Annotated in this window: 22 protein-coding genes and 3 pseudogenes; 12 read left to right on the top strand and 13 right to left on the bottom strand. The window is 56.8% G+C overall.

Features of this window, described 5'->3' with window-relative positions; all coding sequences use genetic code 11:
* The first annotated feature begins 65 nt into the window (after positions 1-65).
* Positions 66-1,193: a ribonuclease D gene (gene rnd, locus DG357_RS13755; RefSeq protein WP_088205093.1), complete on the top strand. Its 1,128-nt coding sequence runs from the start codon at positions 66-68 to the stop codon at positions 1,191-1,193.
* Between the two features lie 75 nt (positions 1,194-1,268).
* Here rnd and minE read toward each other — a convergent pair whose 3' ends face one another.
* The 3 genes from minE to minC are packed head-to-tail and all read right to left on the bottom strand — an operon-like array spanning position 1,269 to position 3,085.
* On the bottom strand, positions 1,269-1,538 hold the full coding sequence (minE, locus tag DG357_RS13750; RefSeq protein ID WP_010432714.1) for a cell division topological specificity factor MinE: 270 nt from the start codon (positions 1,536-1,538) through the stop codon (positions 1,269-1,271).
* A 3-nt stretch (positions 1,539-1,541) separates the two neighbouring features.
* A complete protein-coding gene (gene minD / locus DG357_RS13745; protein WP_028013522.1) occupies positions 1,542-2,354 on the bottom strand; it encodes a septum site-determining protein MinD in 813 nt (270 codons plus the stop codon).
* Positions 2,355-2,377: 23 nt separating this feature from the next.
* Entirely contained in the window at positions 2,378-3,085 is a 708-nt protein-coding gene (minC, locus tag DG357_RS13740; RefSeq protein WP_028013521.1) for a septum site-determining protein MinC, read from the bottom strand.
* A gap of 123 nt (positions 3,086-3,208) precedes the next feature.
* On the opposite strand from minC, the gene DG357_RS13735 reads away from it, so the two are divergent.
* The 3 genes from DG357_RS13735 to DG357_RS13725 all read left to right on the top strand — a co-directional run bounded on the left by DG357_RS13735 (position 3,209) and on the right by DG357_RS13725 (position 4,725).
* Positions 3,209-3,484, top strand: coding sequence for a YcgL domain-containing protein (locus DG357_RS13735; RefSeq protein ID WP_041909499.1), 276 nt, complete (start codon positions 3,209-3,211; stop codon positions 3,482-3,484).
* Between the two features lie 47 nt (positions 3,485-3,531).
* A complete protein-coding gene (locus tag DG357_RS13730) occupies positions 3,532-4,191 on the top strand; it encodes a fumarylacetoacetate hydrolase family protein (protein ID WP_088205046.1) in 660 nt (219 codons plus the stop codon).
* A gap of 93 nt (positions 4,192-4,284) precedes the next feature.
* Positions 4,285-4,725 (top strand): YcgN family cysteine cluster protein, encoded by a 441-nt coding sequence (locus DG357_RS13725; RefSeq protein ID WP_028013518.1) that lies wholly within the window; start codon positions 4,285-4,287, stop codon positions 4,723-4,725.
* 33 nt (positions 4,726-4,758) lie between these two features.
* On the opposite strand, the gene dsbB is transcribed toward DG357_RS13725, so the two are convergent.
* Positions 4,759-5,289 (bottom strand): disulfide bond formation protein DsbB, encoded by a 531-nt coding sequence (gene dsbB, locus DG357_RS13720; protein ID WP_028013517.1) that lies wholly within the window; start codon positions 5,287-5,289, stop codon positions 4,759-4,761.
* A gap of 46 nt (positions 5,290-5,335) precedes the next feature.
* The gene (gene nhaB / locus DG357_RS13715; RefSeq protein WP_088205045.1) at positions 5,336-6,874 is read right to left on the bottom strand and encodes a Na(+)/H(+) antiporter NhaB; all 1,539 of its coding nucleotides are present in this window, start codon (positions 6,872-6,874) and stop codon (positions 5,336-5,338) included.
* Positions 6,875-7,075: 201 nt separating this feature from the next.
* Here nhaB and fadR point away from each other — a divergent pair, with 201 nt between their 5' ends.
* Entirely contained in the window at positions 7,076-7,795 is a 720-nt protein-coding gene (gene fadR / locus DG357_RS13710; protein ID WP_028013515.1) for a fatty acid metabolism transcriptional regulator FadR, read from the top strand.
* Between the two features lie 44 nt (positions 7,796-7,839).
* Here fadR and DG357_RS13705 read toward each other — a convergent pair whose 3' ends face one another.
* Positions 7,840-9,372, bottom strand: coding sequence for a SpoVR family protein (locus DG357_RS13705; protein ID WP_023293929.1), 1,533 nt, complete (start codon positions 9,370-9,372; stop codon positions 7,840-7,842).
* Positions 9,373-9,693: 321 nt separating this feature from the next.
* Here DG357_RS13705 and DG357_RS13700 point away from each other — a divergent pair, with 321 nt between their 5' ends.
* Positions 9,694-10,992: a D-amino acid dehydrogenase gene (locus DG357_RS13700; RefSeq protein ID WP_049138818.1), complete on the top strand. Its 1,299-nt coding sequence runs from the start codon at positions 9,694-9,696 to the stop codon at positions 10,990-10,992.
* A gap of 9 nt (positions 10,993-11,001) precedes the next feature.
* A complete protein-coding gene (gene dadX / locus DG357_RS13695) occupies positions 11,002-12,072 on the top strand; it encodes a catabolic alanine racemase DadX (protein WP_088205044.1) in 1,071 nt (356 codons plus the stop codon).
* A gap of 113 nt (positions 12,073-12,185) precedes the next feature.
* Here the strand turns inward: dadX and DG357_RS13690 are convergent.
* Together DG357_RS13690 and ldcA are read right to left on the bottom strand one after the other, a co-directional pair.
* Positions 12,186-13,820 (bottom strand): annotated as a pseudogene (locus DG357_RS13690) (potassium/proton antiporter); the annotation flags it as partial.
* A 121-nt stretch (positions 13,821-13,941) separates the two neighbouring features.
* Positions 13,942-14,856 carry a muramoyltetrapeptide carboxypeptidase gene (ldcA, locus tag DG357_RS13685; protein WP_047367797.1) on the bottom strand — a complete coding sequence of 305 codons (915 nt, stop codon included), beginning with the start codon at positions 14,854-14,856 and terminating at the stop codon, positions 13,942-13,944.
* Positions 14,857-14,962: 106 nt separating this feature from the next.
* Here ldcA and emtA point away from each other — a divergent pair, with 106 nt between their 5' ends.
* Positions 14,963-15,574, top strand: a complete 612-nt coding sequence (emtA, locus tag DG357_RS13680) for a membrane-bound lytic murein transglycosylase EmtA (protein ID WP_028013510.1) — start codon at positions 14,963-14,965, stop codon at positions 15,572-15,574.
* A 36-nt stretch (positions 15,575-15,610) separates the two neighbouring features.
* Here the strand turns inward: emtA and ycgR are convergent, their stop codons facing one another.
* Positions 15,611-16,342 (bottom strand): flagellar brake protein YcgR, encoded by a 732-nt coding sequence (ycgR, locus tag DG357_RS13675; RefSeq protein WP_088205043.1) that lies wholly within the window; start codon positions 16,340-16,342, stop codon positions 15,611-15,613.
* A 207-nt stretch (positions 16,343-16,549) separates the two neighbouring features.
* Between ycgR and DG357_RS13670 the strand changes: the two genes are divergently transcribed.
* Together DG357_RS13670 and DG357_RS13665 are read left to right on the top strand one after the other, a co-directional pair.
* Positions 16,550-16,804 carry a GlsB/YeaQ/YmgE family stress response membrane protein gene (locus DG357_RS13670; RefSeq protein ID WP_028013508.1) on the top strand — a complete coding sequence of 85 codons (255 nt, stop codon included), beginning with the start codon at positions 16,550-16,552 and terminating at the stop codon, positions 16,802-16,804.
* Positions 16,805-16,916: 112 nt separating this feature from the next.
* Positions 16,917-19,019 (top strand): TonB-dependent siderophore receptor, encoded by a 2,103-nt coding sequence (locus tag DG357_RS13665; RefSeq protein ID WP_088205042.1) that lies wholly within the window; start codon positions 16,917-16,919, stop codon positions 19,017-19,019.
* A 64-nt stretch (positions 19,020-19,083) separates the two neighbouring features.
* Here DG357_RS13665 and DG357_RS13660 read toward each other — a convergent pair.
* Positions 19,084-20,768 (bottom strand): annotated as a pseudogene (locus DG357_RS13660) (alpha,alpha-trehalase).
* A 281-nt stretch (positions 20,769-21,049) separates the two neighbouring features.
* Here DG357_RS13660 and DG357_RS13655 point away from each other — a divergent pair.
* Positions 21,050-21,746 (top strand): annotated as a pseudogene (locus tag DG357_RS13655) (carbohydrate porin).
* A 14-nt stretch (positions 21,747-21,760) separates the two neighbouring features.
* Here DG357_RS13655 and DG357_RS13650 read toward each other — a convergent pair.
* A complete protein-coding gene (locus DG357_RS13650) occupies positions 21,761-22,717 on the bottom strand; it encodes an AraC family transcriptional regulator (protein ID WP_028013503.1) in 957 nt (318 codons plus the stop codon).
* Positions 22,718-22,832: 115 nt separating this feature from the next.
* Here DG357_RS13650 and DG357_RS13645 point away from each other — a divergent pair, with 115 nt between their 5' ends.
* Positions 22,833-24,020 carry an MFS transporter gene (locus tag DG357_RS13645; protein WP_045260284.1) on the top strand — a complete coding sequence of 396 codons (1,188 nt, stop codon included), beginning with the start codon at positions 22,833-22,835 and terminating at the stop codon, positions 24,018-24,020.
* 41 nt (positions 24,021-24,061) lie between these two features.
* Here the strand turns inward: DG357_RS13645 and gap are convergent, their stop codons facing one another.
* Both gap and DG357_RS13635 read right to left on the bottom strand, forming a co-directional pair.
* Positions 24,062-25,072: a type I glyceraldehyde-3-phosphate dehydrogenase gene (gene gap, locus DG357_RS13640; protein ID WP_049138809.1), complete on the bottom strand. Its 1,011-nt coding sequence runs from the start codon at positions 25,070-25,072 to the stop codon at positions 24,062-24,064.
* A gap of 78 nt (positions 25,073-25,150) precedes the next feature.
* Positions 25,151-26,131: a GlxA family transcriptional regulator gene (locus DG357_RS13635; RefSeq protein ID WP_028013500.1), complete on the bottom strand. Its 981-nt coding sequence runs from the start codon at positions 26,129-26,131 to the stop codon at positions 25,151-25,153.
* Positions 26,132-26,246: the final 115 nt, after the last annotated feature.

The following is a 26,246-nucleotide window of genomic DNA, read 5'->3' as shown; positions in this document are numbered from 1 at the left end:
CGTTAATCGCCCAGACGCCGGTTAAGCCGGCGTTTTTTATGGGCGCAAACAAAAGAGAATCCGATTTGAATTACCAGATGATCACGACCAACGACGAGCTGGCTTCGCTGTGCGAAGTGACGCGCGACTTTCCTGCCATCGCTCTGGATACCGAGTTTGTCCGTACTCGCACCTATTATCCACAGCTGGGTTTGATACAGATGTACGACGGTAAGCACGTCTCGCTGATCGACCCGCTCGGCATTACCGACTGGGCGCCGATGCGTGACCTGCTGCTGGATACTGCGGTAACGAAATATCTGCACGCGGGCAGTGAAGATCTGGAAGTCTTTCTTAACACCTTTGGCATCATGCCTGAGCCGCTGATTGATACGCAGATCCTCGCGGCGTTCAGCGGTCGTCCGCTATCGTGGGGCTTTGCCGCCATGGTGGAGGAGTACACGGGCCTGACGCTGGATAAAAGTGAATCCCGTACCGACTGGCTGGCCCGTCCGCTTACCGAGCGTCAGCTGGAATATGCGGCGGCAGACGTGTTTTACCTGTTGCCGATTGCTGGACAGCTGATGAAAGAGGCGGAAGCCTCCGGCTGGCTCTCTGCCGCGCTGGACGAGTGCCGTATGACGCAGCAGCGTCGCCAGGAAGTGGTTGACCCGAAAGAGGCCTGGCGTGATATCACCAACGCCTGGCAGCTTCGCACGCGTCAGCTGGCCTGCCTGCAGCTGTTAGCGGACTGGCGTTTGCGTAAAGCGCGTGAGCGCGATTTGGCCGTGAATTTTGTGGTGCGTGAAGAGCATCTCTGGGCGGTCGCGCGCTATATGCCGGGCAGCCTGGGCGAGCTGGACAGCATTGGCCTTTCCGGCAGCGAGATCCGTTTCCATGGTAAAACCCTGCTGGCGCTGGTCGCCAAAGCGCAGGCGCTGCCGGAGGATGCACTGCCTGAGACGCTGCTGAATCTCATGGATATGCCGGGCTATCGTAAAGCATTTAAGGATATCAAAGCGCTGGTGCAGGATGTCGCAACGGAAAGCAAGCTGAGCGCTGAACTGCTGGCGTCACGCAGACAGATTAACCAGCTGCTGAACTGGCACTGGAAGCTGAAACCGCAGAATGGCGTGCCGGAACTGATGGCTGGCTGGCGCGGGGTATTGATGGCCGATCGCCTGAATACCTTGCTGGAAGGTTATCCGCGATAAAAAATATGCCGGGCGATATACCCGGCATATTCTCCCCGGTAGCGCTGCGCTTACAGGGGCTACGACACCAGGAACCTACGGACGCGACTCTTCCGCTTCCGGAAGCGTTACGTTCAGCTCCAGAATCGAAATATCCCCGTCTTTTTGCTCCAGCTGTACGGTGACCATCTCCGGGTCAATCTGCACATACTTACAGATCACTTCCAGGATGTCCTTGCGCAGCTGCGGCAGGTAGTGAGGCTCGGCGTCGCTACGACGACGCTCCGCAACGATAATTTGCAGGCGTTCTTTTGCGATGTTGGCGGTGCTTTTTTTCCGCGAGAGAAAAAAGTCCAGTAATGCCATAACTTATCCTCCGAACAGGCGTTTGAGGAAACCTTTCTTCTCTTCTTCAATGAAGCGGAAAGGACGTTCTTCTCCCAGCAGACGGTCAACGGTATCGGCGTAAGCTTTACCTGCATCTGCCGTTGTATCAAGGATCACGGGCTCGCCCTGGTTAGAGGCGCGTAACACGGACTGGTCTTCCGGGATAACGCCAACCAGTTTAATGCGCAGGATCTCCAGCACGTCTTCCATGCTCAGCATGTCACCTTTGTTTACGCGACCCGGGTTATAGCGGGTCAGCAGCAGGTGCTCTTTGATCGGATCCTGGCCATTTTCCGCACGGCGGGATTTGGAGGCCAGAATACCGAGAATACGGTCGGAGTCACGCACGGAGGAGACTTCCGGGTTGGTGGTGATGATCGCTTCATCAGCAAAGTAGAGCGCCATCAGGGCACCGGTTTCGATGCCGGCAGGGGAGTCACAGACGATGAAGTCGAACTCCATTTTTTTCAGCTCGTCGAGCACCTTTTCCACGCCTTCACGGGTCAGGGCATCTTTATCACGCGTCTGAGAAGCCGGAAGAATGAAGAGGTTCTCGGTGCGCTTGTCTTTAATCAGCGCCTGGTTCAGCGTGGCATCGCCCTGAATGACGTTCACGAAGTCATATACGACGCGACGCTCACATCCCATGATGAGGTCGAGGTTACGCAGACCGATATCGAAGTCGATAACGACGGTTTTCTTTCCCTTCTGGGCCAAACCAGTAGCGATGGCCGCGCTGGAGGTGGTCTTGCCAACGCCTCCTTTACCCGAAGTAACAACAATAATGCGTGCCATAGAAATTCCTTGTTAAAAAGGGATTAATTCAACGGTTGAACGGTCAACGCGTCGTCTGCCAGAAGCAGGCGAGCCGCTTTGCCATAAAATTCGGCTGGGATCTTGTCGCTCAGCCAATATTCACCTGCGATGGACACCAGTTCCGCCGTCAGGTGAGTACAAAATATTTGCGCGTCCCGATCGCCACTTGCGCCCGCGAGCGCACGTCCACGCATCATACCGTAAACGTGAATATTGCCATCTGCAATAAGCTCTGCGCCAGCGCTGACGTGGCTTGTAACAATTAGATCACAGTTTGGCGCATAAATGCGCTGACCGGAACGAACCGGCACATCAATCATTCGCGTTTTTGTGAGAGCGGTAACGTTTTGCGCCGCAGGAGGGGGCGTTTGTACGGCAGCGGGTGCTGCACGTGGGGTTTTTTCTTTGCCTTCATTAAGAAGAGGCAGCCCCGCACGGTCGATTTCCGCTTTCAACTCGGGATCTTTGCAGCCGCTGATGCCGACAATACGCAGCCCGGTAGAGGAGACCGCCTGCTGGAGACGTGTCCAGTTAACCGGTGCCTCAAGACCGCTGACGTTGATGACGACGGGGGCGTGCTTCAGAAAGGCGGGAGCCTGGGCGATTTTGTCTTCTAACGCCTGACGAATAACCTCGGGTTTTGCATCATGCAAATGAACCACTGATAAGGTGAAGCTACTGCCTTTAAGCTCGATGGGCGTGTTTGACATCCTGGCCTTACTCAATTTGCTATTAACCGCAACCATTCGCTGCGATATTCCGAAGAGTATCAGGCATGTTATAGTCAGGAGTATATTGAGGCAAGCAACCACCCATTAATTCAGAGTAAAAACATGTTTTGTGTGATCTACAGAAGTACAAGCCGTGACCAGACCTATCTTTATGTCGAAAAGAAAGACGATTTTTCACGCGTGCCGGAAGAATTAATGAAGAACTTTGGCCGACCACAGCTGGCGATGCTGCTGCCGCTGGACGGCCGTAAGAAACTGGTGAATGCCGATCTGGAAAAAGTGAAAACGGCATTAGCCGAGCAGGGCTATTATTTACAGCTTCCACCGCCGCCTGAGAATTTATTAAAACAGCACCTCGAGGCGTCCGGGAAAAAATAGCCTCAGCTGTTTTCGGGCATAACACATCAACCGATTAGGGGTCGAGCATGTATCAACATCATAACTGGCAAGGTGCATTACTGGATTATCCCGTCAGCAAAGTGGTCTGCGTGGGCAGCAACTATGCGAAGCATATTCAGGAGATGGGCAGCGCAACCCCAGAAGAGCCGGTCCTGTTTATTAAGCCCGAGACGGCGCTATGCGACATCCGCCAGCCGCTGGCGCTGCCGCAGGGGCTGGGGTCGGTACATCACGAAGTAGAGCTTGCCGTGCTGATCGGCGCCACGCTGCGCCAGGCTTCCGAAGAGCATGTCGAGAAAGCGATTGCCGGCTACGGCGTGGCGCTGGATCTGACCCTGCGCGACGTGCAGGGCAAAATGAAGAAGGCAGGGCAGCCGTGGGAAAAAGCCAAAGGCTTTGATAACGCATGTCCGATTTCAGGGTTTGTTCCGGTGAATGAATTTACCAACGATCCGCAGGACACTCCGCTCAGCATGAAGGTTAACGGCGAAATCCGCCAGCAGGGCACCACGGCAGATATGATCCACAAGATTGTGCCGCTGATCGCCTACATGAGCCGTTTCTTCACCCTGAAGCCGGGCGATGTGATCCTCACCGGCACGCCGGAAGGTGTGGGCCCGCTCGCCAGCGGCGATGAGCTTGAGGTCGGTTTTAACGGCCTGTCGCTAAAAACCCGCGTGCTGTAACCGCATCTTGCCGCCTGCAAAGGGCGGCAAAACTTGCAACCACGTGCCAGACTCGTTATAAGGTGCGCTTTCTTTTGACGTGTGGACATCCTGATGAACGACATTCCTTTCTGGCAAAGCAAAACTCTTGACCAAATGACCGACGCGGAGTGGGAATCGTTGTGCGACGGCTGCGGGCAGTGCTGCCTGCACAAGCTGATGGATGAAGACTCCGATGAGATCTATTTCACCAACGTCGCCTGCAGGCAGCTGAACATTAAAACCTGCCAGTGCCGCAACTACGAACGCCGCTTCGAGTTCGAGCCGGACTGCATCAAACTCACCCGTGAAAATCTGCCGACTTTTGAGTGGCTGCCGCACACCTGCGCGTATCGCCTGCTGGCGGAAGGGAAAGATCTACCGGCCTGGCATCCTCTGCTGACCGGTTCAAAAGCGGCGATGCACGGCGAGCGTATCTCGGTACGCCACATTGCGGTGAAGGAGTCCGAGGTACGGGACTGGGAAGATCACATCATGAATCACCCTAATCGGTGATAATAAAAAACCCGCCGGGGCGGGTTTTTGCTTTTACCTTCCAAACAAATCGCGTTTCTTCGGTTTGAACGGCTGAGCAATCAGCACCAGCAGCGCCACGACGAAGTAGGCCACAAAAATGCCCACCAGCCACTGCGGCATCTCCAGCGTCAGGAATTCCCACTGACGTACGGAGCAGTCACCGGATGCGACAAACACCTGCGGAAGCCACTTATCCAGCGGCAGCCAGCTCGGGAAGCGGGCGGCGAAATCACAGGTCATAAACGGTGACGGATGCAACTGCATCATGGTGTGCTGCCAGGAAAGCTCAATCCCTTTCCAGGCGCTGTACAGCCAGATGGCAATACCCACATAGCGCAACGGCGTTTTTGGGGCAATTGCGCCCACCAGGCCTGCACCCATAATGCCGAACAGCGCGCAGCGCTCATAGATGCACAGCACGCAGGGCTTGAGTCCCATCACGTGCTGGAACCACAGCGCAACCATTTCCAGCGCAAAGGCGGTCAGGGCCATCAACAACCACGCTCCGCGACCGCGGGAGCACTGGTTTAAAAATCTCAACATAATCATTTCCCTGGAACATGCTTAGAAAGCGCAGTGTAAACGAATTTTAATGCGCCGCAAGTATACCCGCTTGTAGCAGCCATTGCGTACAGGGAACGAGAGTAATTTTGATGCACAGCAAACCAACAACGGTGAGCACCAGCGTGTACGGCAGCGCCATCCAGACCATTCTTCCATAAGAAAGTCGTATGAGCGGCGCCAGCGCCGAGGTCAGGAGGAAGAGAAATGCCGCCTGGCCGTTCGGTGTTGCAACGGAGGGCAGGTTTGTTCCGGTGTTGATGGCCACCGCCAGCAGGTCGAACTGCCCGGTACTGACGATCCCTTGCTCCATCGCCGCTTTGGCCTCATTGATATACACCGTCCCGACAAAGACGTTATCGGAAATAGAGGACAACAGACCGTTAAATAGATAGAACAGCGTAAGCTGCGAGTCCGGTGAGGCCTGAAGCACAAACGCGATAATCGGTGCGAAAAGGTGTTGGTCAATAATCACCGCCACGACCGCAAAAAAGACCGCCAGCAGCGCGGTAAACGGCAGGGCTTCGGTAAAGGCTTTACCAATAGCATGTTCGTCCGTTACCCCGCTAAAGGTGGTGGCAAGAATAATGACGGAGAGGCCAATCAACCCGACTTCGGCAAGATGCAACGCCAGCGCGGCGATAAGCCAGATGCCGATGATCCCCTGCGCAATCAGACGCAGCGTCTCCTGGCGCGTACGCTGTTTGCGGCTCTGCTCGTCAAATTTATGCAGTTCATTGCGGACCGGTTCAGGCAGCTGTGCGCCGTAGCCGAACAGCCTGAATTTTTCGACCAGAATGCAGGTCGCTAACCCGCAGACCAGCACAGGCACGCTGACGGGGGCCATGCGCAGGAAAAACTCGCCAAAATGCCATTCAGCCGCTTTCGCGATGATCAGGTTTTGCGGCTCGCCCACCATGGTCATCACGCCGCCCAGCGCCGTACCGACCCCTGCGTGCATCATCAGGCTGCGCAGAAACGCGCGGAACTGTTCCAGCACGTCGCGGTTATGCGCCTCGACATGGCTATCGTCCTGTAAATCCTCACTTGGGCGAGAGGAGGCCACGCGGTGATAAATGCCGTAAAATCCGACGGCGACGCTGATCACCACCGCGACAACGGTGAGCGCATCCAGGAAGGCCGACAGAAAGGCGGCGGCAAGGCAAAACGCCAGCGAGAGGAGCGTTTTTGACGTAATGCTCAGCAGCAGGCGGGTAAAGATAAACAGCAGCAGCTGTTTCATAAAGTAGATACCGGCCACCATAAAAATGAGCAGCAGGAGCACTTCCAGATTGGAGGCCAGCTCTGCTTTTACATGCTCTGCGGACGTCATGCCGATGACAACGGCTTCAAATGCCAGCAAACCGCCGGGCAGCAGGGGATAACACTTCAGCGCCATGGCCAGGGTGAAGATAAATTCCGCCACCAGCAGCCACCCGGCGATAAACGGATCCACGCAAAAAATGATGGGATTAACGACCAGGAAAACCAGCAGTATCAGTTTGTACCAGTCAGGAGAATGACCTAAAAAATTGCGCCACAGCGCGCGCCCAAAAGAAATTTCCACAACAGACGTCCTTCCCGTTAAGTAATACAAAACATCAGTATACGCAAAAATCGCGGCCCGGAGGCGGATAAGACCGCATTGTAAATTTCACAAAAATGAAACGGCGATCCCTCTTTTCTCACTTTGCCGCGCTACCTGCCGTTGCACGCCTCTGGTATGATGAGTCCAATTTGCAAAAAGCTGTGTAATGGAAATCTCACTATGGTCATTAAGGCGCAGAGCCCGGCGGGTTTCGCGGAAGAGTACATCATTGAAAGCATCTGGAATAATCGTTTCCCTGCGGGGTCCATTCTTCCGGCTGAACGCGAACTCTCTGAACTGATTGGCGTCACTCGCACCACGCTGCGTGAAGTGCTTCAGCGACTGGCGCGTGATGGATGGTTGACGATCCAGCACGGCAAGCCAACAAAGGTAAACAACTTCTGGGAAACCTCGGGGCTGAACATTCTTGAAACGCTGGCGCGCCTCGACCACGAAAGCGTGCCGCAGCTGATTGATAATCTGCTCTCCGTGCGCACCAACATCGCGACTATTTTTATTCGTACCGCTTTCCGTCAGCATCCTGAAGATGCGCTTGCGGTGCTGGCCAGCGCGAATGAAGTTGAAGATCACGCCGACGCCTTTGCCACCCTCGATTACAACGTGTTTCGCGGCCTGGCGTTTGCCTCCGGCAACCCGGTTTACGGCCTGATCCTCAACGGTATGAAAGGGCTCTATACCCGCATTGGTCGTCACTACTTCGCTAACCCTGAAGCCCGCAGTCTGGCGCTGGGCTTCTACCATAAGCTGAGCAAGCTGTGCACCGAAGGCCTGCACGATCAGGTTTATGAAACCGTACGCCGCTACGGCCACGACTCCGGTGAAATCTGGCACCGTATGCAGAAAACGCTGCCGGGCGATTTAGCGATTCAGAGTCGCTAAATAAAAAACCTCTCAATCGAGAGGTTTTTTTTCGCCCGGTGGCGCTACAGCGTATTCAACCGCGCCGGGCAGCGTTCCAGCAGCTCCACGCTACCGTCCTCATTTTGCTGCTCCAGCTGCACGTCAAAGCCCCACAGGCGGTGCACGTGCTTCAGCACCTCTTTACGTCCTTTATCCAGCGGCGCGCGGTTGTGCGGGATATAGCGCAGCGTCAGGGAGCGGTCGCCGCGCAGGTCCACGTTCCACACCTGAATATTGGGTTCAAGGTTGCTCAGGTTGTACTGGGAGGAGAGGCGCGAGCGGATCTCCCGGTACCCTTCCTCGTTGTGGATCGCGGAGATCTCCAGATAGTTGTTGCGGTCATCGTCCAGCACGGTGAAGAAGCGGAAATCGCGCATGATCTTCGGCGACATGAACTGGCTGATAAAGCTCTCATCCTTAAAGTCGCGCATCGCAAAATGCAGCGTTTCCAGCCAGTCAGAACCGGCGATATCCGGGAACCAGTACTTGTCCTCTTCCGTTGGCGACTGGCAGATGCGCTTAATATCCTGGAACATCGCAAAGCCCAGCGCATACGGGTTAATCCCACTGTACCACGGGCTGTTGTAGGGCGGCTGGAACACCACGTTAGTATGGCTGTGGAGGAATTCCATCATGAACCGCTCGGTGACTTTCCCCTCGTCATACAGATGGTTGAGAATGGTGTAGTGCCAGAATGTTGCCCAGCCTTCGTTCATCACCTGGGTCTGTTTCTGCGGATAGAAATACTGGCTCACCTTACGCACGATACGCAAAATCTCGCGCTGCCACGGCTCCAGCAGCGGGGCGTTCTTCTCCATAAAATAGAGCAGGTTTTCCTGCGGCTCGGACGGATAACGACGCGCTTCGGCAATCGTTTTTTCCTCCTCACGCTTCGGCAGGGTGCGCCACAGCATGTTCACCTGGCTCTGCAGATACTCCTCGCGGCTTTTCTGCCGGGCTTTCTCCTCCTGCAGTGAGATTTTCTGCGGGCGTTTATAGCGGTCCACGCCGTAGTTCATCAGCGCGTGGCAGGAGTCTAGCAGCTTCTCTACCTCGTCCACGCCGTAGCGCTCTTCGCAGTCGGTAATGTATTTACGCGCGAAGATCAGGTAATCGACGATGGAGCTGGCGTCCGTCCAGCTGCGGAACAGATAGTTATTTTTAAAGAAGGAGTTATGGCCATAGCAGGCGTGCGCCATCACCAGCGCCTGCATGGTAATGGTGTTCTCTTCCATCAGATAGGCGATACACGGGTTGGAGTTAATGACGATCTCATACGCCAGCCCCTGCTGGCCGTGCTTGTACAGCCGCTCCGTTTCAATGAATTTTTTACCAAACGACCAGTGCGGATAGTTGATCGGCATCCCGACGCTGGAGTAAGCGTCCATCATCTGCTCGGAGGTAATCACCTCAATCTGATGGGGATAGGTATCCAGGCGATACAGTTTTGCCACCCGGTCGATTTCGGCGAGGTAGACATCCAGCAGCTCGAAGGTCCAGTCGGGTCCATCGCTCAGACGTGTGTTGTCCTTGTTCAGGGAATCAATAGTAGCCATTAGCGCGCCCTCGTTGTGGGTGCTCTCTCTGTCTGGAGAGCCTCCTTTCAAGCATAGATCAACGTGTTAAAAAGCGTGCTGGCGCAGAAATTTTTTCTTTGCGATTTCCCGTTTTTGATACGGCAAAAAAAGCGCACCCATCAGAATTTTATGCTGGTTAAAAATAAAGCTCAGCAGGAGATCCCAAATTACCCCTGTCCCCTGATGCTGGGGGATGTGTGAGGTAAGTCACCATAAAAAAGTCGTATGTTGAATAATATTTTCAACTAGGTTATCAATCTGTAATTAGATGATTGTTCTTTTGCTCATAATGGAGTGGCTATGCGTGTTGTCATACTGGGAAGTGGTGTCGTTGGCGTAACCAGCGCCTGGTATTTAAGTCAGGCGGGACATGAGGTTACCGTTATCGATCGTGAATCCGGCCCGGCGCTTGAAACCAGTGCGGCAAATGCCGGTCAAATCTCTCCTGGCTATGCGGCCCCGTGGGCGGCGCCCGGCGTGCCGCTGAAGGCAATCAAATGGATGTTCCAGCGCCACGCGCCGCTGGCCATCAGCCTTGACGGCACGCAGTTCCAGCTGAAGTGGATGTGGCAGATGCTGCGCAATTGCGACACCCGGCACTACATGGAAAACAAAGGCCGCATGGTGCGTCTGGCGGAATACAGCCGTGACTGCCTCAAAGCCCTGCGCGCGTCGACGGGTATCGAGTACGAAGGCCGTCAGGGCGGCACGCTGCAGCTGTTCCGCACCGAGCAACAGTATGAAAACGCCACCCGCGATATCGCCGTACTGGAAGATGCCGGTGTACCGTATCAACTGCTGGAAGCCAGCCAACTGGGGCAGGTGGAACCCGCGCTGGCCGAAGTGGCCCACAAGCTGACCGGCGGTCTGCGTCTGCCGAATGACGAAACCGGCGACTGTCAGCTCTTTACCCAGCGTCTGGCGCACATGTGCGAGCAGGCAGGGGTAAAATTCCGCTTTAATACCTCCGTCGACAAGCTGCTGTCGGAAGGCGAAAAAATTTACGGCGTGAAGTGCGGCGACGAGGTGATAAAGGCGGATGCCTACGTGATGGCGTTTGGTTCCTACTCCACCGCCATGCTGAAAGGCATCCTCGATATTCCGGTCTACCCGCTCAAGGGCTACTCATTGACTATCCCGGTGAAAGAGGAGAGCGGGGCGCCCGTGTCAACCATCCTGGATGAAACCTACAAAATCGCCATTACCCGCTTCGATAACCGTATTCGCGTCGGCGGCATGGCGGAGATTGTCGGCTTCAACACCGAGCTGCTGCAGCCGCGTCGTGAAACGCTGGAGATGGTGGTGGGCGATCTCTTCCCGCGCGGCGGGTTTGTGGAACAGGCGACGTTCTGGACCGGCCTGCGTCCGATGACCCCGGACGGCACGCCAATCGTGGGCCGCACGCCATACAAAAACCTGTGGACCAATACCGGACACGGCACGCTCGGCTGGACGATGGCCTGCGGCTCGGGCCAGCTGCTGAGCGACCTGATTTCCGGGCGCACGCCGGCAATTCCGTTTGACGATTTAAGTGCTGCGCGCTATCAATCAGGATTTACGCCATCGCGTCCTCAGCACCTGCACGGCGCGCATAATTAAGGAGTTGTCATGTCCCGTCCTGTTCTGGCTCAGCTGGATCTGCAGGCCCTGAAGGAAAACCTGCAAATTGTTCGCCGGGCAGCACCTGGTTCGCGCGTCTGGTCAGTCGTCAAGGCAAACGCCTACGGCCACGGTATTGACCGTATATGGAGCGCGCTCGGCGCGACCGACGGTTTTGCGTTACTCAATCTCGAGGAGGCCATCCTGCTGCGCGAGCGCGGCTGGAAAGGGCCTATTCTGCTGCTGGAGGGGTTCTTCCACGCGGACGATCTGCCGCTGCTGGATAAGTATCGCCTGACCACCAGCGTTCACAGCAACTGGCAGATTAAAGCCATTCAGGATGCGAAGCTCCACGCTCCGCTGGATATTTATATCAAGGTGAACAGCGGCATGAACCGCCTGGGCTTCCAGCCTGAGCGGGTGCATACGGTCTGGCAGCAGCTGCGTGGCCTGAAAAACGTCGGCGAAATGACGCTGATGGCGCATTTTGCCGACGCGGAGAAACCGGACGGCATTGCTGATGCTATGGTCCGCATTGAGCAGGCGGCTGAAGGGCTCGATTGTCCGCGCTCCCTTTCGAATTCGGCGGCGACGCTTTGGCATCCTGAAGCCCACTATAACTGGGTGCGTCCGGGGATCGTTCTGTACGGTGCATCACCCTCAGGCCAGTGGCAGGATATTGCCAACAGCGGCCTGAGGCCGGTCATGACCCTGCGCAGCGAGATCATCGGCGTGCAGACGCTGAAGGCGGGCGACACGGTAGGCTACGGCAGCCGCTTCCGTGCGAAGGGCGAGCAGCGGATTGGCATCGTCGCGGGCGGTTATGCCGACGGCTATCCGCGTATCGCGCCGACCGGCACGCCGGTCTGGGTGGATGGGGTGCGCACGGGCACGGTGGGGACCGTCTCAATGGATATGCTGGCCGTTGACCTGACGCCATGCCCGCAGGCGGGCATCGGTTCACCGGTCGAGCTGTGGGGCAACGAAATCAAAATTGATGACGTGGCGGCCGCGGCGGGAACGGTAGGGTATGAACTGATGTGTGCCCTGGCACCAAGAGTGCCGGTTGTGACGGTGTAACTTGTATCTTTGCCGGGTGACGCGAAGCCGTCACCCGGTAAAAAAAACTACTCCGCGTCCTCTTCCATCGGCCTCAAACCGACCTTCCGCACCGCGTTATCCTCTTTTTCTGCCACCGTCCAGATCATCCCGGCAAACTCCACCTGGTCACCCACAACTGGCGCAGCGCCAAGCCGCTGCTGAATGATTTCGCCCAGCGTTTGCGGGTTATCACCGTCTTCTGCACCTTCATCCAGGCCATAAATGAGCGCCACATCCGCAAATTTGGCGCTGGCTTCCAGAATAAAATCGCCGAAGAAACGCTGGTCCAGCGCCACGGGAGGCGACTGGCTGAACAGCTTGCCCAGCGCGGGCAGGTCGCGCTCGCGGCCAATGACGCACAGAATATCCCCTTCGCGCAGGCGGGTGCTGCCGGTCGGGTGCAGCAGGACATTATCGCGGAACAGGGCGGCAATGCGCGTTTCAGTCGGCATGTGCAAATCGCGCAGCGAGGCTCCCACGCACCATTTATCGGCGCTCAGCTGATAGACGAACTGCTCCCACGGGTTTTCCGGGTGAATATCCAGCCCAACGCGGGAGACCGGCCAGCCTACGGGCGGCACCACCACTTTGGCCTTTTTCGCCGCCCACCCGAGCGACGTGCCCTGGAACAGCAGGGAAATCAGCACCACGAAGAACGCCACGTTGAAGAACAGCCGCGCGTTGTCGAGACCGGCCATCATCGGGAACACCGCAAGGATAATCGGCACCGCGCCGCGCAGGCCGACCCAGCTGATAAAGACGCGCTCGCGCAGGTTAAAGCCGCGAAACGGCAGCAGGCCTGCAAATACGGAGAGCGGACGGGCGAAGAAGATCATCCACGCCGACAGCAGCAGCGCCGGAACGGCGATCGGCAGCAGGTCCGACGGGGTCACCAGCAGGCCCAGCACCAGGAACATGCCGATTTGCGCCAGCCACGCCAGGCCGTCAAAGTTCTGCAAAATAGCATGACGGTTGCGAATAGGGCGGTTGCCCATCAGGAACCCGCAGAGGTAGACGGCGAGAATACCGCTGCCGTCCAGCGCGGTGGTAACGGCAAAAATGAGAATGCCGCCGCTCAGCGCCAGCAGAGGGTAAAGCCCCGAGGGCAGAGAAATGCGGTTGATCGTCTGCTGTAACAGGTATCCCCCCGCCAGGCCGATGACAATCCCCAGCCCGAACTGCTGCAGAATATGCAGGGCAAACATCCAGCTCAGGCCCGTCTCGTGCTGCTGGATCATCTCTATCAGCGTGATGGTCAGGAACACCGCCATCGGATCGTTACTGCCGGATTCAATCTCAAGCGTTGAGCCAACGCGTTCGTTAAGCCCTTTACCCCCAAGCAGGGAAAAGACCGCCGCCGCATCGGTAGAGCCAACGATTGCGCCAATCAGCAAGCCTTCCATCAGATTGAGATTGAAAAGCCATGCGGCCATCATCCCGGTGAGGCCGGAGGTGATCAACACGCCGACGGTCGCCAGCGACAGCGCAGGCCCTAAGGCCACGCGGAAGGAGCTCGCCTGAGTGCGCATCCCGCCGTCGAGCAGGATCACCGCCAGCGCGAGGTTACTCACCATGTAGGCGAAGGGATAGTTATCGAAGGGGATACCGCCGATGCCGTCAACACCGGCCAGCATGCCGATGGCAAGGAAAATAACAAGAATGGGTATGCCAAGACGCGATGAAAATGAACTTAATAAAATACTGCTGGTTACAAGTACAGAACCCAAAATGAAAAGGCTGATTATCGCTGCGGCATCCAATGTTCTCTTTCTCCCACCTCAATGTTAACGCTGTTACTAAAACCCTAACATATTAACAACGGCAACAGCGTTTTATTAAGGGGGTTTTTTATGCTTTTATGACCGGATGACCACCGATCGTTAACCGACTGCCCGAAACATCATGTGTAAGCGTCGCCTGCGCGCCCAGCGCAAGGGTAACGGTCTGCTGCTCATGGCCGAAATCCAGACCGGTGATAACCGGAATATCCAGCCGCGAGCGGATGAAATCGACCATGGTTTCCAGGGAGTAGCCCGCATCATAGTCATTCGGGGCAGAGCCGCTGAAGCTGCCCAGCACGATCGCGGACTGGCTATCGAGAATACCTGCATGATAAAGCTGCAATAACATGCGCTCGACGCGGAACGGATGTTCGTTAATATCCTCCAGCACCAGAATGCCGTCCTTGATTTGCGGCATCCACGGCGTGCCGATGAGCGAGACCAGCATCGCCAGGTTACCGCCCCAGAGCTGGCCCTCACATTCCCAGTGCGGTCCATTGCCTTGCCATTCAACGCTGTAGGTGGGATTGCGCAGCGCGCGCCAGAAATGCTCCACGGTGAACGCGTCCAGTTCCGGCGCGCCGAAGTTACCGGCCAGCATCGGGCCGCTAAACGTGATGACGTTATGCAGCGCCAGAAGACCAAGCTGGATGGCGGTGAAATCGCTGTGTCCGCATATCAGCAGCGGATCCTGCTGCTGGCGCTGCGCCAGGCCCTGCCAGTCAATGCTCTCAAGCAGCCTGCTCGCACCATAGCCGCCGCGCACCGCAAGGACTATTCGGTTTTCGCCCTTCAGGTTCACCAGGCTATTGATATCATTTAGCCTCTGCGCTTCTGTTCCGGCAAAACGCTGCTGGCGGCGGGGGATGATTGTCTGATTTTCTACCTGATGGCCGGATTCCAGTAAGCGCTGAACGCCCCGCTGCGCCGCGTCCTGGTTAATACAGTAGCCCGATGGCGCGATGAGATGAAACTGAGACATGGCAATTCCTTGCTGAATGAGAAACTAATTGTCTATATCATGCCGCGTATACGCCGCCTGCTTCAAGGGCGGCGCACCGCGATGACCGGCTATAAGGATAGATGACGTGAAATTGAGATGGTTTGCTTTTTTGATTGTTTTGCTGGCTGGCTGTAGTTCAAAACATGATTATCAAAACCCGCCCTGGAATCCGGAAGTGCCGGTGAAACGGGCCATGCAGTGGATGCCGATCAGTGAAAAAGCCGGGAAGGCATGGGGCGTCAGCCCGCGGCTGATCACCGCCATTATTGCGGTGGAGTCCGGTGGCAATCCTACGCTTGTCAGCAAATCCAACGCGGTGGGGCTGATGCAGCTGAAAGCCTCTACGGCGGGGAGAGAGGTCTACCGCTATATGGGCTGGAGCGGCCAGCCGTCGACCAGCGAGCTGAAGAACCCGGAACGCAACATTTCTATGGGGACCGCTTACCTGAGCATTCTGGAACACGGCGTGCTGAAGGGCATTGAGGATCCGGAAGTGATGCAATACGCGCTGGTGGTCTCGTACGTAAACGGCGCCGGGGCGCTGCTCAGAACCTTCTCCTCTGACCGCAAAGAGGCGATTGAGGAGATCAACGACATGGACAAAGATGAGTTCGTCGAGCATGTGGCGAAAAATCATCCGGCACCGCAGGCACCTCGCTATATCTGGAAAGTACAGAAAGCGATGGATGCCATGTAATGCCGCAAACGGGCGGCGCTCGCTGCCCGACTTTTCCTACAGAACCTTATTCGCACGTTCCCGTGCTTCCCGTTCCAGCGAATAGATAATGCGCTGCAGCTCGCGCTCCGCGGCGGGCCCGACGTTCAGAAAACGGAAGCTCAGACGCGGCGTGGTAATCGTTTCATTTTTGCTGTCCACCACCGTGCGCTCGCTGATGGCAATCAGCTGTGCATCGAAATAAAAGCGGCCCCAGCCCGCCATATCCAGTTCAATTTGCGTGAACCGCATGCCTTCTACCAGACCCTCCGGCTTCGGGGTATCCATCAGCGCGCCCATTCCGCCCAGCGACAGGTCAAAGAGACGGAAGCGGATCTCTTTTTTGTCCGGCATTTTAGCCTTACAAAAATAGGCAGGATGAAGCGGGGCGCTGATGCGGAAATATTCACGGCGCTGGACAAACCAGAGGTTGCCAGGAAGGAGGGTAACAAAAGCCGGAAGTCCCTGGTATTCGCTCAATTCCAGTCGCGGCAGGACAAATTCCACTTTGGCCCCATGGGTTTCGGCCATGACCACGATATTCTCTGCTTTCAGCGCCGCGCGGTTTTCATACTCCAGGCTGCCCAGGTCAATAACCAGCCTCTCCTGCGAGACGTCAAGGATCTTGCTGATAAACTGATTATTCGACCAACTGATGCGCAGCGGCACTTCGCCTTTTTGCAGGTCGCGTAATACCCCTAATACAGCCAGCGGATTTTGCTTGAGGAACTGCTCACTGTAATGACTCACGCCGGATGGCTCCTTGATTGATGACAGACTGTCTTAGTGTTATCGGCAATCCACCCTCAAACTTAATACAAACCGGTGAGATTTTTTTACCGTTGTCCGCAGGATAAGTCGGTGAGACGAAACTGGTTTTCCGGTGATGACCTATACTTAAGTTAGCTGTGCAGAAGGTTTTCTGCACATGCGTTTAATCTGCAAGAGGGCATTGCTATGGGTATCATCGCCTGGATTATCTTTGGCCTTATTGCCGGCGCTATCGCAAAACTGATCATGCCGGGAAACGATGGCGGCGGCTTTATTTTGACCTGCGTACTCGGGGTCGTTGGTGCGGTTGTAGGCGGCTGGCTGGCGACGATGTTTGGTTTTGGTGGTGACATCAGTGGTTTCGACATGCACAGTTTCCTGGTCGCTGTCGTGGGAGCCATTGTCGTGCTGGGCATATTCAGATTACTGCGACGAGCATAAAATGACAGAACGGCTCTCTGCGGAGGGCCGTTTTTTTTGCCGCCATATTGATTTGCTAATCTAAATGATAATAATTGTCGTTCCGTATTGCATGTAATAACAAGACGACATTATGAACTCCTCACGTTTTACGTTATGCACCCTGGCGGGTGCAGTCACGCTGGCATTGCAGGTCCAGGCTTTCGCCGAAGAATCAACCATTGTCGTCACGGGCTCAGAGCAGGGCAGCGCGCTGCCGGCCTGGACCAACAGCGCCACCAAATCGGCCGTTGCCGAAAGTAAAACGCCGCAGGTTATCAACACGCTCTCTGCGCCGGAGATCGAAAAGCGTCACGCGAACTCCGTGAATGAAATCCTGCGCTATGCCCCAGGCGTCTCAACCGAGGTGCGGGGGAATACCTCCTATATGAGCGAATACAAAATTCGTGGCTTTACCGTTGATCAGGAGTTTTACAACGGGCTGCAGCTACCCTATAACGTCACCGGCAACACCAAGGCGCGCATCGATCCGCTGTTAATAGAGAGCGTCGATATCCTGAAAGGGCCTTCATCGGTGCTTTACGGCGGCGGTTCGCCGGGCGGGCTGGTAAATATTCAAAGCAAAAAGCCGCAGCGGGAAGCCCGAACCGAGGTCGGTTTTAACACCGGGAACCGTAATCTGAAAGAAGGCTACCTCGATTCGACCGGACAAATTGCCGACAGCGACTGGAATTACCGCCTGCTGGGTAAAGCGACGGAGAATGACGATCAGCCGCACACCAGCCGCTATGAAAATTATCTGGTCGCCCCGTCCGTTACATGGCAACCCGACAGTAAAACCCGCCTCACCCTGGATGCGCTGGCGCAAAACTCCCCGAGCCTGACGCCGTCTAACCCGCTGCCGCTCGCTTATCTGCGGTCCAAATATGCCGATCGCCGGGATTACGCCGGAGATGAGTGGAGCGGGTTTAAGCAGCGCCAGTGGATGCTGGGCTACAGCTTCGAACACGAGTTTGACAGCGGCTGGGGCTTTAATCAGAAAGCGCGCTATTTCGACGTCGATACCCACCAGAACAGCGTCTACGCGACGGGAACGGGAAGTGAGGTCTATCAGCTTAACCGCTTTGCCTATACCACCGATGAAGATCTTAAGAGCTTCAACATCGACAACCAGGTGACTAAAACCGTTGCGCTGGGCGACTGGAAACACCATCTGCTGGCCGGGTTTGACTATCAGAGGCTGAACTCCCATTTCCGCTACCGCTACGCGTCGACTACGCCGGGCATGGATATGCGTAATCCGGACTATTCGCAAATCCACGAAAGCGCGCTGGGGCTTTACACCGCCCAGAAAAACCGCCTCAGCTACCAGCAGAACGGGTACTACCTGCAGGATCAGGTGGAATTTGGCGGCTTAAGTCTGTTGGGCAGCCTGCGCTACGACGATTACCGCTCCGTCACCACCGATTACCTGCAAAACGGCGATAAGGCCTGGGTATCGCAGGATCGCGTTACCAAACGCCTGGGGGCGCTTTACGCCTTCGATAACGGTATTTCGCCGTTTATCAGCTATTCAGAGGGTTTTGCACCGGTCTCGCCGCAGGGGACGCTCACGGCGAAAGACGTCAAGCCAACCACCAGCAAGCAGGTGGAAGGCGGGGTAAAATATCTGCTGGCAGAGTACGCCACGACGTTTACCGCCTCGGTGTTTAACATCCGGCAGAAAAACGTCGTCACCTCCGACCCGGGCTTCCTGAACTACCGTCAGACTGGTGAAGTGGAATCCAAAGGCGCGGAGCTCTCCGCCATCAGCCGCCCGACGGACAACCTGACGCTGATTGCCAACTATGCCTACACCCACGTAATTAATACCGAAGATGATAAATACCAGGGCAAGCGTCCCACTCAGGTGCCGGAAAATGCGTTCAACCTGTGGGGGGACTACACCTTCGAGAGCACGCCGCTGAAGGGGCTGATGCTGGGCGCCGGGGCGCGCTATACCGGGCCGATGGAGATTTCACCGTCTAACGATGCGGGTAAGCTGGGGGGCACCACGCAGTACGATCTGGCGGCGTCGTACCGGATGGGCGAAATTCTGCCTTCGCTGGCGGGGCTGACGCTTAAGGCAAGTATGCAGAACATCACCAATAAAGAGACGCTGACCTGCTACGATGCGACTAACTGCTGGATTGGGCGTGACAGGACGTATCAGCTAGGGGCGAGTTACAGCTTCTGAGTCAATCCCTGTGAGTTCAAAATGTAAGCCGGGTAAGGCGTAGCCATCACCCGGCAATACTCCCTTACTGCGCCGCAGCTTTCACCGGCGCAGCCTCATCGTTCGCCGCAGGCTGATTTTCCGGCACGCTGTCGCACGGTTTCTCTTTCGGACAAACCAGATCCAGCATTTTCAGCGTCACGCCGTTACTCCAGCCGAACCCATCCTGGAGCGGATATTCACCGCCGCCACCGCCGGTACCGGTAGAAGAGACATCATATTTCTCCACCAGCTTCTTCTCGCGGTCGTAAGTGTGCTGAACGTTCTTCAGGAAGCGCCAGGTCACGTCCATTGCAACCTTATCCTGCCCATAGTTCTGCAACCCTTCCGTTGCCACCCACTGCAGCGGTGCCCAGCCGTTTGGCGCATCCCACTGCTGGCCGCTGTTGATGGTGGTGGTGGTAATACCGCCCGGCTTCAACAGGCGCGCGGAAGTGGCCGCGGCCACTTTATCGGCGCGATCCTGTGCCGCCGCCTTCACGTAGAGCGGGAAGAGGGCCGCCGCCGTGAGCTGGTTGCGCACCTTCTTACTCTTGAGATCGTAATCGGCGTACCAGCCTCTTTATCGTTCCACAGGTGGCGCTCAATGGCTTTTTGACGCGCGGTTGCTAATGCCTCGTATTTACTCGCCGCCGCGCTGTCGCCCGCCTCCTGGCCTGCTCGCGCGAGCAGTTTTTCCATTTTAAACATCAGGGCGTTAAGATCGACGGGCACAATGCTGGTGGTGCGGATGGTGCCGAGCTTTTGCGGGTCGTCCATCCAGCGGGAGCTAAAGTCCCAGCCCGAGGCCGCTGCGGAGCGCAAATCGCGGTAGATCTCCGTCGCAGGCCGGTTAGGGTTGCTCTTCGCCGTGGTGATATCGTCAAGCCAGGACTCCGGGCGCGGGGTATCGCGATCGTCCCAGTAGCGGTTGAGTACGGAACCGTCATCGAGCTTCACCACGCGCTGGTTAGCCTGCCCAGGCTGAAGGCTTTCTACACCCTTCATCCAGTAGGTGTACTCTTTCTCCATTTGTGGACGGTATTTTTTCAGCGCGTCTTTGTCATGCGTTGCCAGCAGCTCAACCATCAGTGAGAAGAACGGCGGCTGGGAGCGGCTCAGGTAGTAGCTGCGGTTACCGTTGGGGATATGGCCGAAGGTATCAATCTCATACGCAAAGTTATCCACCATATCGCTGATTTTGTCCCAGTGCTCGCTCTCCGCCAGGCCCAGCATGGTGAAATAGCTATCCCAGTAGTAGACCTCGCGGAAGCGCCCGCCGGGCACAACGTAAGGTTTCGGTAACGGCAGCAGGGAATCCCATTTGTTACTGGCTTTATCCGTGGTGCGCGTCAGCACCGGCCAGAGGTCGTCAATGTGCTCACGTAAGCTTTGTCCCGCAGGCGGCACATATTTTTCACCTTCCGCAGGCAGCATGAAGTTCATCTCCACAAAGTGGCGCAGGTCAAAGCTTGTCTGGGTGTGCTGCATCCGGTAATCCGCCAGTATCATCAGCGGGTCGCTTTTGGGAACGGCATCGGCAAAGGTTTTCTGATCGGGAAACAGTTTGGCACTCTGCACGTCGTTAAACAGAGGGCCAAGCAAAATATCGGGTGAATTTTTCTGGTAGGCTGGCTGTTCTTCAGCATAACCCATCGTTGCCACACCGAGCAGCGCGCCTCCCAGCGCGAGGTGCAAAAGAGCAGGGCGTAAAGTACGAGGTCTTATCATCGGTTCGTCTCCTGTATTCCTGAACAGCGTGACCGCTGTTATCAATCACCTGAAAACCTTAGACGAATATTGCCCGCTTCGCGTGTTGAATATCCCATTTTGCGCAGAACCAGACAATTTACCGCTTCGCACGCCCTGTCCGGAAGGATTTGTTGTGCAACAAAAAAAATAATAGAACCCAAAAGGCTATGTAGTCGAAATGGCGATGCTCTCTATTTGCGTATTCACTTTTATAATCAGGATGGATTTTATGAAATTAAAAAAAACGGTAAAACTGATAAGTGCATTTTATTCCGGCGCTTAGACAGCAGCAGGCGGCCGCCGCGCAGGCAGCACCCGCCGTTGTTGTGCAGTCAGAAGAGCCGGTGAGCAAAGCCGAACCGCCAAAGCTGACGCTTTCAGGGTTTGGTGATATTAAATTTTATGGTGACGTGGAGTTTAATATAGATGCCGCCAGTAAAACAGGCAGTCTGACCTCCATTAAGCAAAGCACTAATAGCGACCGGGCGCCGGGATATAAAGAACGCTGGGATATTAACGGGCATAATTTATGAGGTTTTGATGGTTATCGGAAAATGGATAACGGCAATTTTGCCGGATTTTCCGTTCAGCCTCTCGGCGGGAAAATGTATCTCGATGATGCGGTATTCTTCTTCGGTTCTGTGAACGACGGGGAAATTAAAGTCGGACGATCTCTACAGCGACGGCTACGGGTTTACTATGACCTGGGACGGGCTTAAAACCGATCCGGAGAACGGCGTGGTCATGAACCTCAACACCGCTTACCTGGACGCGACGGGCGAGTATGATATTCATACCATCCATACGACGTACCTGATCCCGAACGTCATGAAGATGAAAAACTTCAACATCTATCTGGGCGCGTATGCGTCCTGGGTCAACGCTTCCCCGAAAGCGGGCGATAAGAAAAACGACGATCGCTACGGTGGCCGCGTGCGCTTTAAATACTCTTTCTGATGCCAGCCTGCCGGTCAGACCTCTTCCGGGGCCTGGCCGGCTTCCCGCAGCGTGCCCGGCGCATGGCCAATGATGCGCTTAAAGGCCCGGCTAAACGCCGCCAGCGATCCGTAACCCAGCCGCAGGGCGACCGTTTCAATCGGCTGATTTTCGTGACGAATGTACTGAATCGCCAGCCGCATTCTCAGTTCGCTGAGATACTTTGCCGGGGTCGTCCCCGTCGCGGCCAGAAACCGTTCGGCAAACACGGAGCGTGAGGTGCCCGCTTCTTTCGCCAGATCCGCCACGCTCCAGTTCAGGCCAGGCTGCTGGTGCATGGCGTAAATGGCCCGGCTCAGGCGCGGGTCGCGTAAAACCTGCACCCAGCCGGTGGCTTTACCGCAGCCGCCCTCAACCCAGCCGCGCACAATTAACGCCGCCACCACGTCAGCCAGCCGGGCAAGGATCCCGGCGAACCCGGCCTGACGGGTCATGGATTCTCGCTCCATCGCCGCCAGTAGCGGATGAATTTCCGGCCAGGTGGACATCAGCCGGCTGACCATCATCACTTCCGGCATTGCTTTGATCAGCGGCTGCATCCCGCCGAGCTCAAAATCCATACACCCGCTAAAGATGATGGTGTTCTCGCTCTCCGGACAGGGCTCGCAGGTAATGGCGCACACCGAGCCGCAGATAGGTTCGCTCGGAAAAGCGTTCACCGGGGTAATGGCTGCCTGCGCGTCAGAGAGCAGGGCGTGGGCATTCCCGCCAGGAATAAACAGCGCGTCGCCGCCGCTCAGTTCGAAGGTCGCACCGCTCTCCATACGCAGCAGGGCGCTACCGTGGCTCACAAAATGGAACTGCGCCTTACCGGGCGCCTGGTGGAACGCCACGCCAAACGGCGCGCTGGCTTCAATCCGTCGGTATTTCACGCCCGACAGGCGCATGCCGCGTAAGAGTTCGCTGATCAAATCGGGGGACTGAACGGTCATGGCGCAACTCCGGACGAATAATCAATAAGTGGAGATTATATGTCATAGATCGTCCACGGTGAACCCTTTATGCTTTTGCGACAGTTGTCACATTTTTATAACGGGAGAACAACAGATGAATTCATGTGTCGTGGCGAGAGAGGCCGTGGCGCCAGCCAGACCCGCCTGGCGGGCCGTCTATTCACTGGGGCTGGGCGTGTTTGGGTTGATAACGGCTGAGTTCCTGCCAGCCAGTTTGCTGACGCCGATGGCCGCGAGCCTGGGCGTCAGCGAGGGCATGGCCGGGCAGGCCGTCACCGCCACCGCGCTGGTGGCGCTGGTCACCGGGCTTCTGATTACGCCGGCGACCAAAAGTATCGACCGTCGCTGGGTACTCATGTTTTTCTCCGTGCTGCAAATCATCTCCAGCCTGCTGGTGGCCTTTGCGCCTACGCTGCACGTCCTGCTGATGGGGCGCCTGCTGTTAGGGGTCGCCATCGGTGGCTTCTGGGCGATGTCGACGGCCACCACGATGCGCCTGGTTCCGACGGATAAAGTGCCGAAGGCGCTGGCGGTGATCTTCTCCAGCGTGTCGATTGCCACCGTGGTTGCTGCCCCGCTGGGGAGCTATCTGGGTAGCCTGATCGGCTGGCGCAACGTCTTTGTGCTCTGCATACTGCCGAGCGTACTGGCGTTGCTGTGGCAGATCTGGGTGCTGCCGTCCATGAAGCCCGAGAGCAGCGGTAGCCTCAGCACGCTGTTCCGCGTGCTGCGTCGACCGGGCATGATCGGCGGCATGCTGGCCACTATTCTGATCTTCAGCGGCCATTTCGCCTTCTTTACCTACCTGCGCCCGTTCCTGGAAACGGTGGGGCAGGCGAACGTTGAGACCATTTCACTGATCCTGCTGGGCTTTGGGCTGGCGAACTTTGTCGGTACTTCCGTTGCCGGACATCTGCTGGCACGTAATCTACGCCTGACGCTGGCGCTGGTGCCGTTCGCCATGGGCATACTGGCGCTGACGATGGTGGCGTTTGGCCATCTGGCAATGCTGGACGGTTTCCTGGTGGCGCTGTGGGGCTTTGCGTTTGGTCTGGTTCCGGTGGGCTGGTCAACCTGGCTTGCCACCACCGTTCCGGATGAAGCCGAAAGTGCAGGGGGGCTGCTGGTGGCCTCAATCCAGCTGGCGATAAGCGCCGGTGCGGCCGGGGGCGGGGCGGTATTTGACCTTAACGGTGCCAGCGGCGTATTCGCCGGAAGCGGGTTCCTGCTGGTGACGGCGATGGTGATTGTGTTGATGGGCGTGAAAGTGAAAGCGGAATGATTTTTTTGCCGGGTGAGCGTTCGCGCCACCCGGCTCCAGGCTTACAGCCCTTTCTTATCCATTAGCACCGCCAGATCCACCAGGCGGTTAGAGAAGCCCCACTCGTTGTCATACCACGCCAGGATCTTCACCATGTTCCCGCCAATCACCAGCGTGGAAAGCCCGTCGATAATGGAGGAGCGCGGGTCGCCCTGGTAGTCGCTGGAGACCAGCGGTTCATCGCTATAGCCCAGGATCCCTTTCAAAGGCCCGCTGGCGGCCGCGTTGCGGAACGCCTCATTCACCTCTTCGGCGGTTACGCTACGGCTGAGCGTTACCGTTAAATCCACAATCGACACCACCGGCACCGGCACGCGCAGGGAGTACCCGGTCAGCTTGCCGTCCAGGGAGGGGATCACTTTGCCCAGCGCTTTCGCCGCGCCGCTGGAGTAAGGCACAATCGACAGCGCCGCCGCGCGCGCGCCGCGCAGATCTTTTTCCGGCTGGTCGTGCAGCGCCTGGCTGTTGGTGTAGGCGTGCGTCGTGTTCATCAGACCATGCTCGATCCCGAACTGCTGATGCAGCACCTGAGCCGCCGGCGCCAGACCGTTAGTGGTACAGCTCCCGTTACTGACGACCACGTGCTGAGCCGGGTCGTAGCGATCGTGGTTCACTCCCATCACAACCGTCAGATCGTCATTCTTGCCGGGCGCGGAGATGATGACGCGCTTTGCGCCACCCTGCGTGACGTGCACCGCCGCTTTTTCCCGATCGGTAAAGAAGCCGGTGGCCTCAATTACCACGTCAACACCAACATCGCGCCACGGAATATTTGCCGGGTCGCGTTCGCTAAACACCACAATCCGCTGACCGTCCACCTGCAGCGCGCCGTCAGCCGCTTCAACGGGCGCGGGCAGTTTGCCCAGAAGGGAATCATGTTTCAGCAGGTGGGCGAGGGTTTTACTGTCCGTCAGATCGTTAATGGCCACAATCTGAAGATCCGGGTTACCCAGCGCCGCGCGCAGGAAATTACGTCCGATACGGCCGAAACCGTTAATACCGACCTTAACCATGGTGCACTCCTTATCTCTGTTGTCTGGAGTCACTGTAGGCGCGGGACCGGTTGGCGTAAACGACAAAAAAGGATCAGATTACGCCATCTTGCGGCAGTGGAAGCGCTGGCGGTACTCGCCTGGCGTGAGGTGGAGCTGTTTCTCAAACACGCGGCGCAGGTTAATGCTGGTGCCAAACCCGCTTTGCTCGGCAACCCGCTCAAGGGGATCATGGGTCTGCTCAAGCAGCTGTCGGGCGGCGGCCAGGCGCGCTTCCATCACGTAACGGGCAGGCGAGACGCCCGCGTCGCGGGTAAAAACCCGGGTGAAATTGCGCGGGCTCATCGCCACCTTTTCGGCCAAATTTTCCACGCACAGGTCGGCGGTGAGGTTCTGCAGGATCCAGGTTTGCAGTTCGCTTATGGGCCCCGATGCGCCAGGCTGCTGCAGGCTGTAGCGGCTGAACTGCAGCTGTCCGCCGGGGCGACGCAGATACATCACCATATCCTGCGCCACGTCGCGGGCGAGGGTAAATCCGTAGTCGTCTTCCACCAGCGCCAGGGTCAGATCGAACCCGGAACTCACGCCGCCGGAGGTCCAGATGGGGCCATCCTGAATATACAGCGGGCCGCCTTCGACGTGGATAGCCGGGTACTGGGCTTGCATCGTCTCCAGCAGCCGCCAGTGGGTGGTTGCGCGGCGGCCGTCCAGCAAGCCGGTCTGGGCAAGCAGCATCGCGCCCCCGCAAATGGAGGCGACCCGCCGGGCGTGCGGCGCAGCGAGATGCAGCCAGTCCACCACCGCCGTGCTCTCCTGCTCGTTGATCCCGCGTCCGGTGATGATAATGGTGTCCAGCGGTTCGCGCGGATCCAGCTCCGGCAGACGATAGTCCGCCAGCAGGTTCAGGCCAGACTGGCCGTGGATCACCTGATGGGGCTGAGTGGTGGCAATGATGATACGGTAGCGGGGCTGGGTCAGCCCTTCCGGATGCAGCCGGTTGGCCTGCATCAGAATGTCGGCGATACCGGCGGCCTCAAACAGCATGCCGCCGTCAGGTACGATAATTAGTATTTTCTTCATGTCCTGAAAAGTACCTTTACCACAGAATAAGTCAAGCCGGGCGTGACCCTGCGTTTCCGGCAAAGCAAAGCGATTTAAGTTCTTTGTCATTTCAGGCGTTATCCCCGATCGTCAG

Source organism: Enterobacter bugandensis, assembly GCF_900324475.1.
GTDB classification, from domain to species: Bacteria; Pseudomonadota; Gammaproteobacteria; order Enterobacterales; family Enterobacteriaceae; genus Enterobacter; species Enterobacter bugandensis.
Note: the sequence above shows the minus strand (reverse complement) of the source record. Positions and strands in the feature narration are given on the sequence as shown.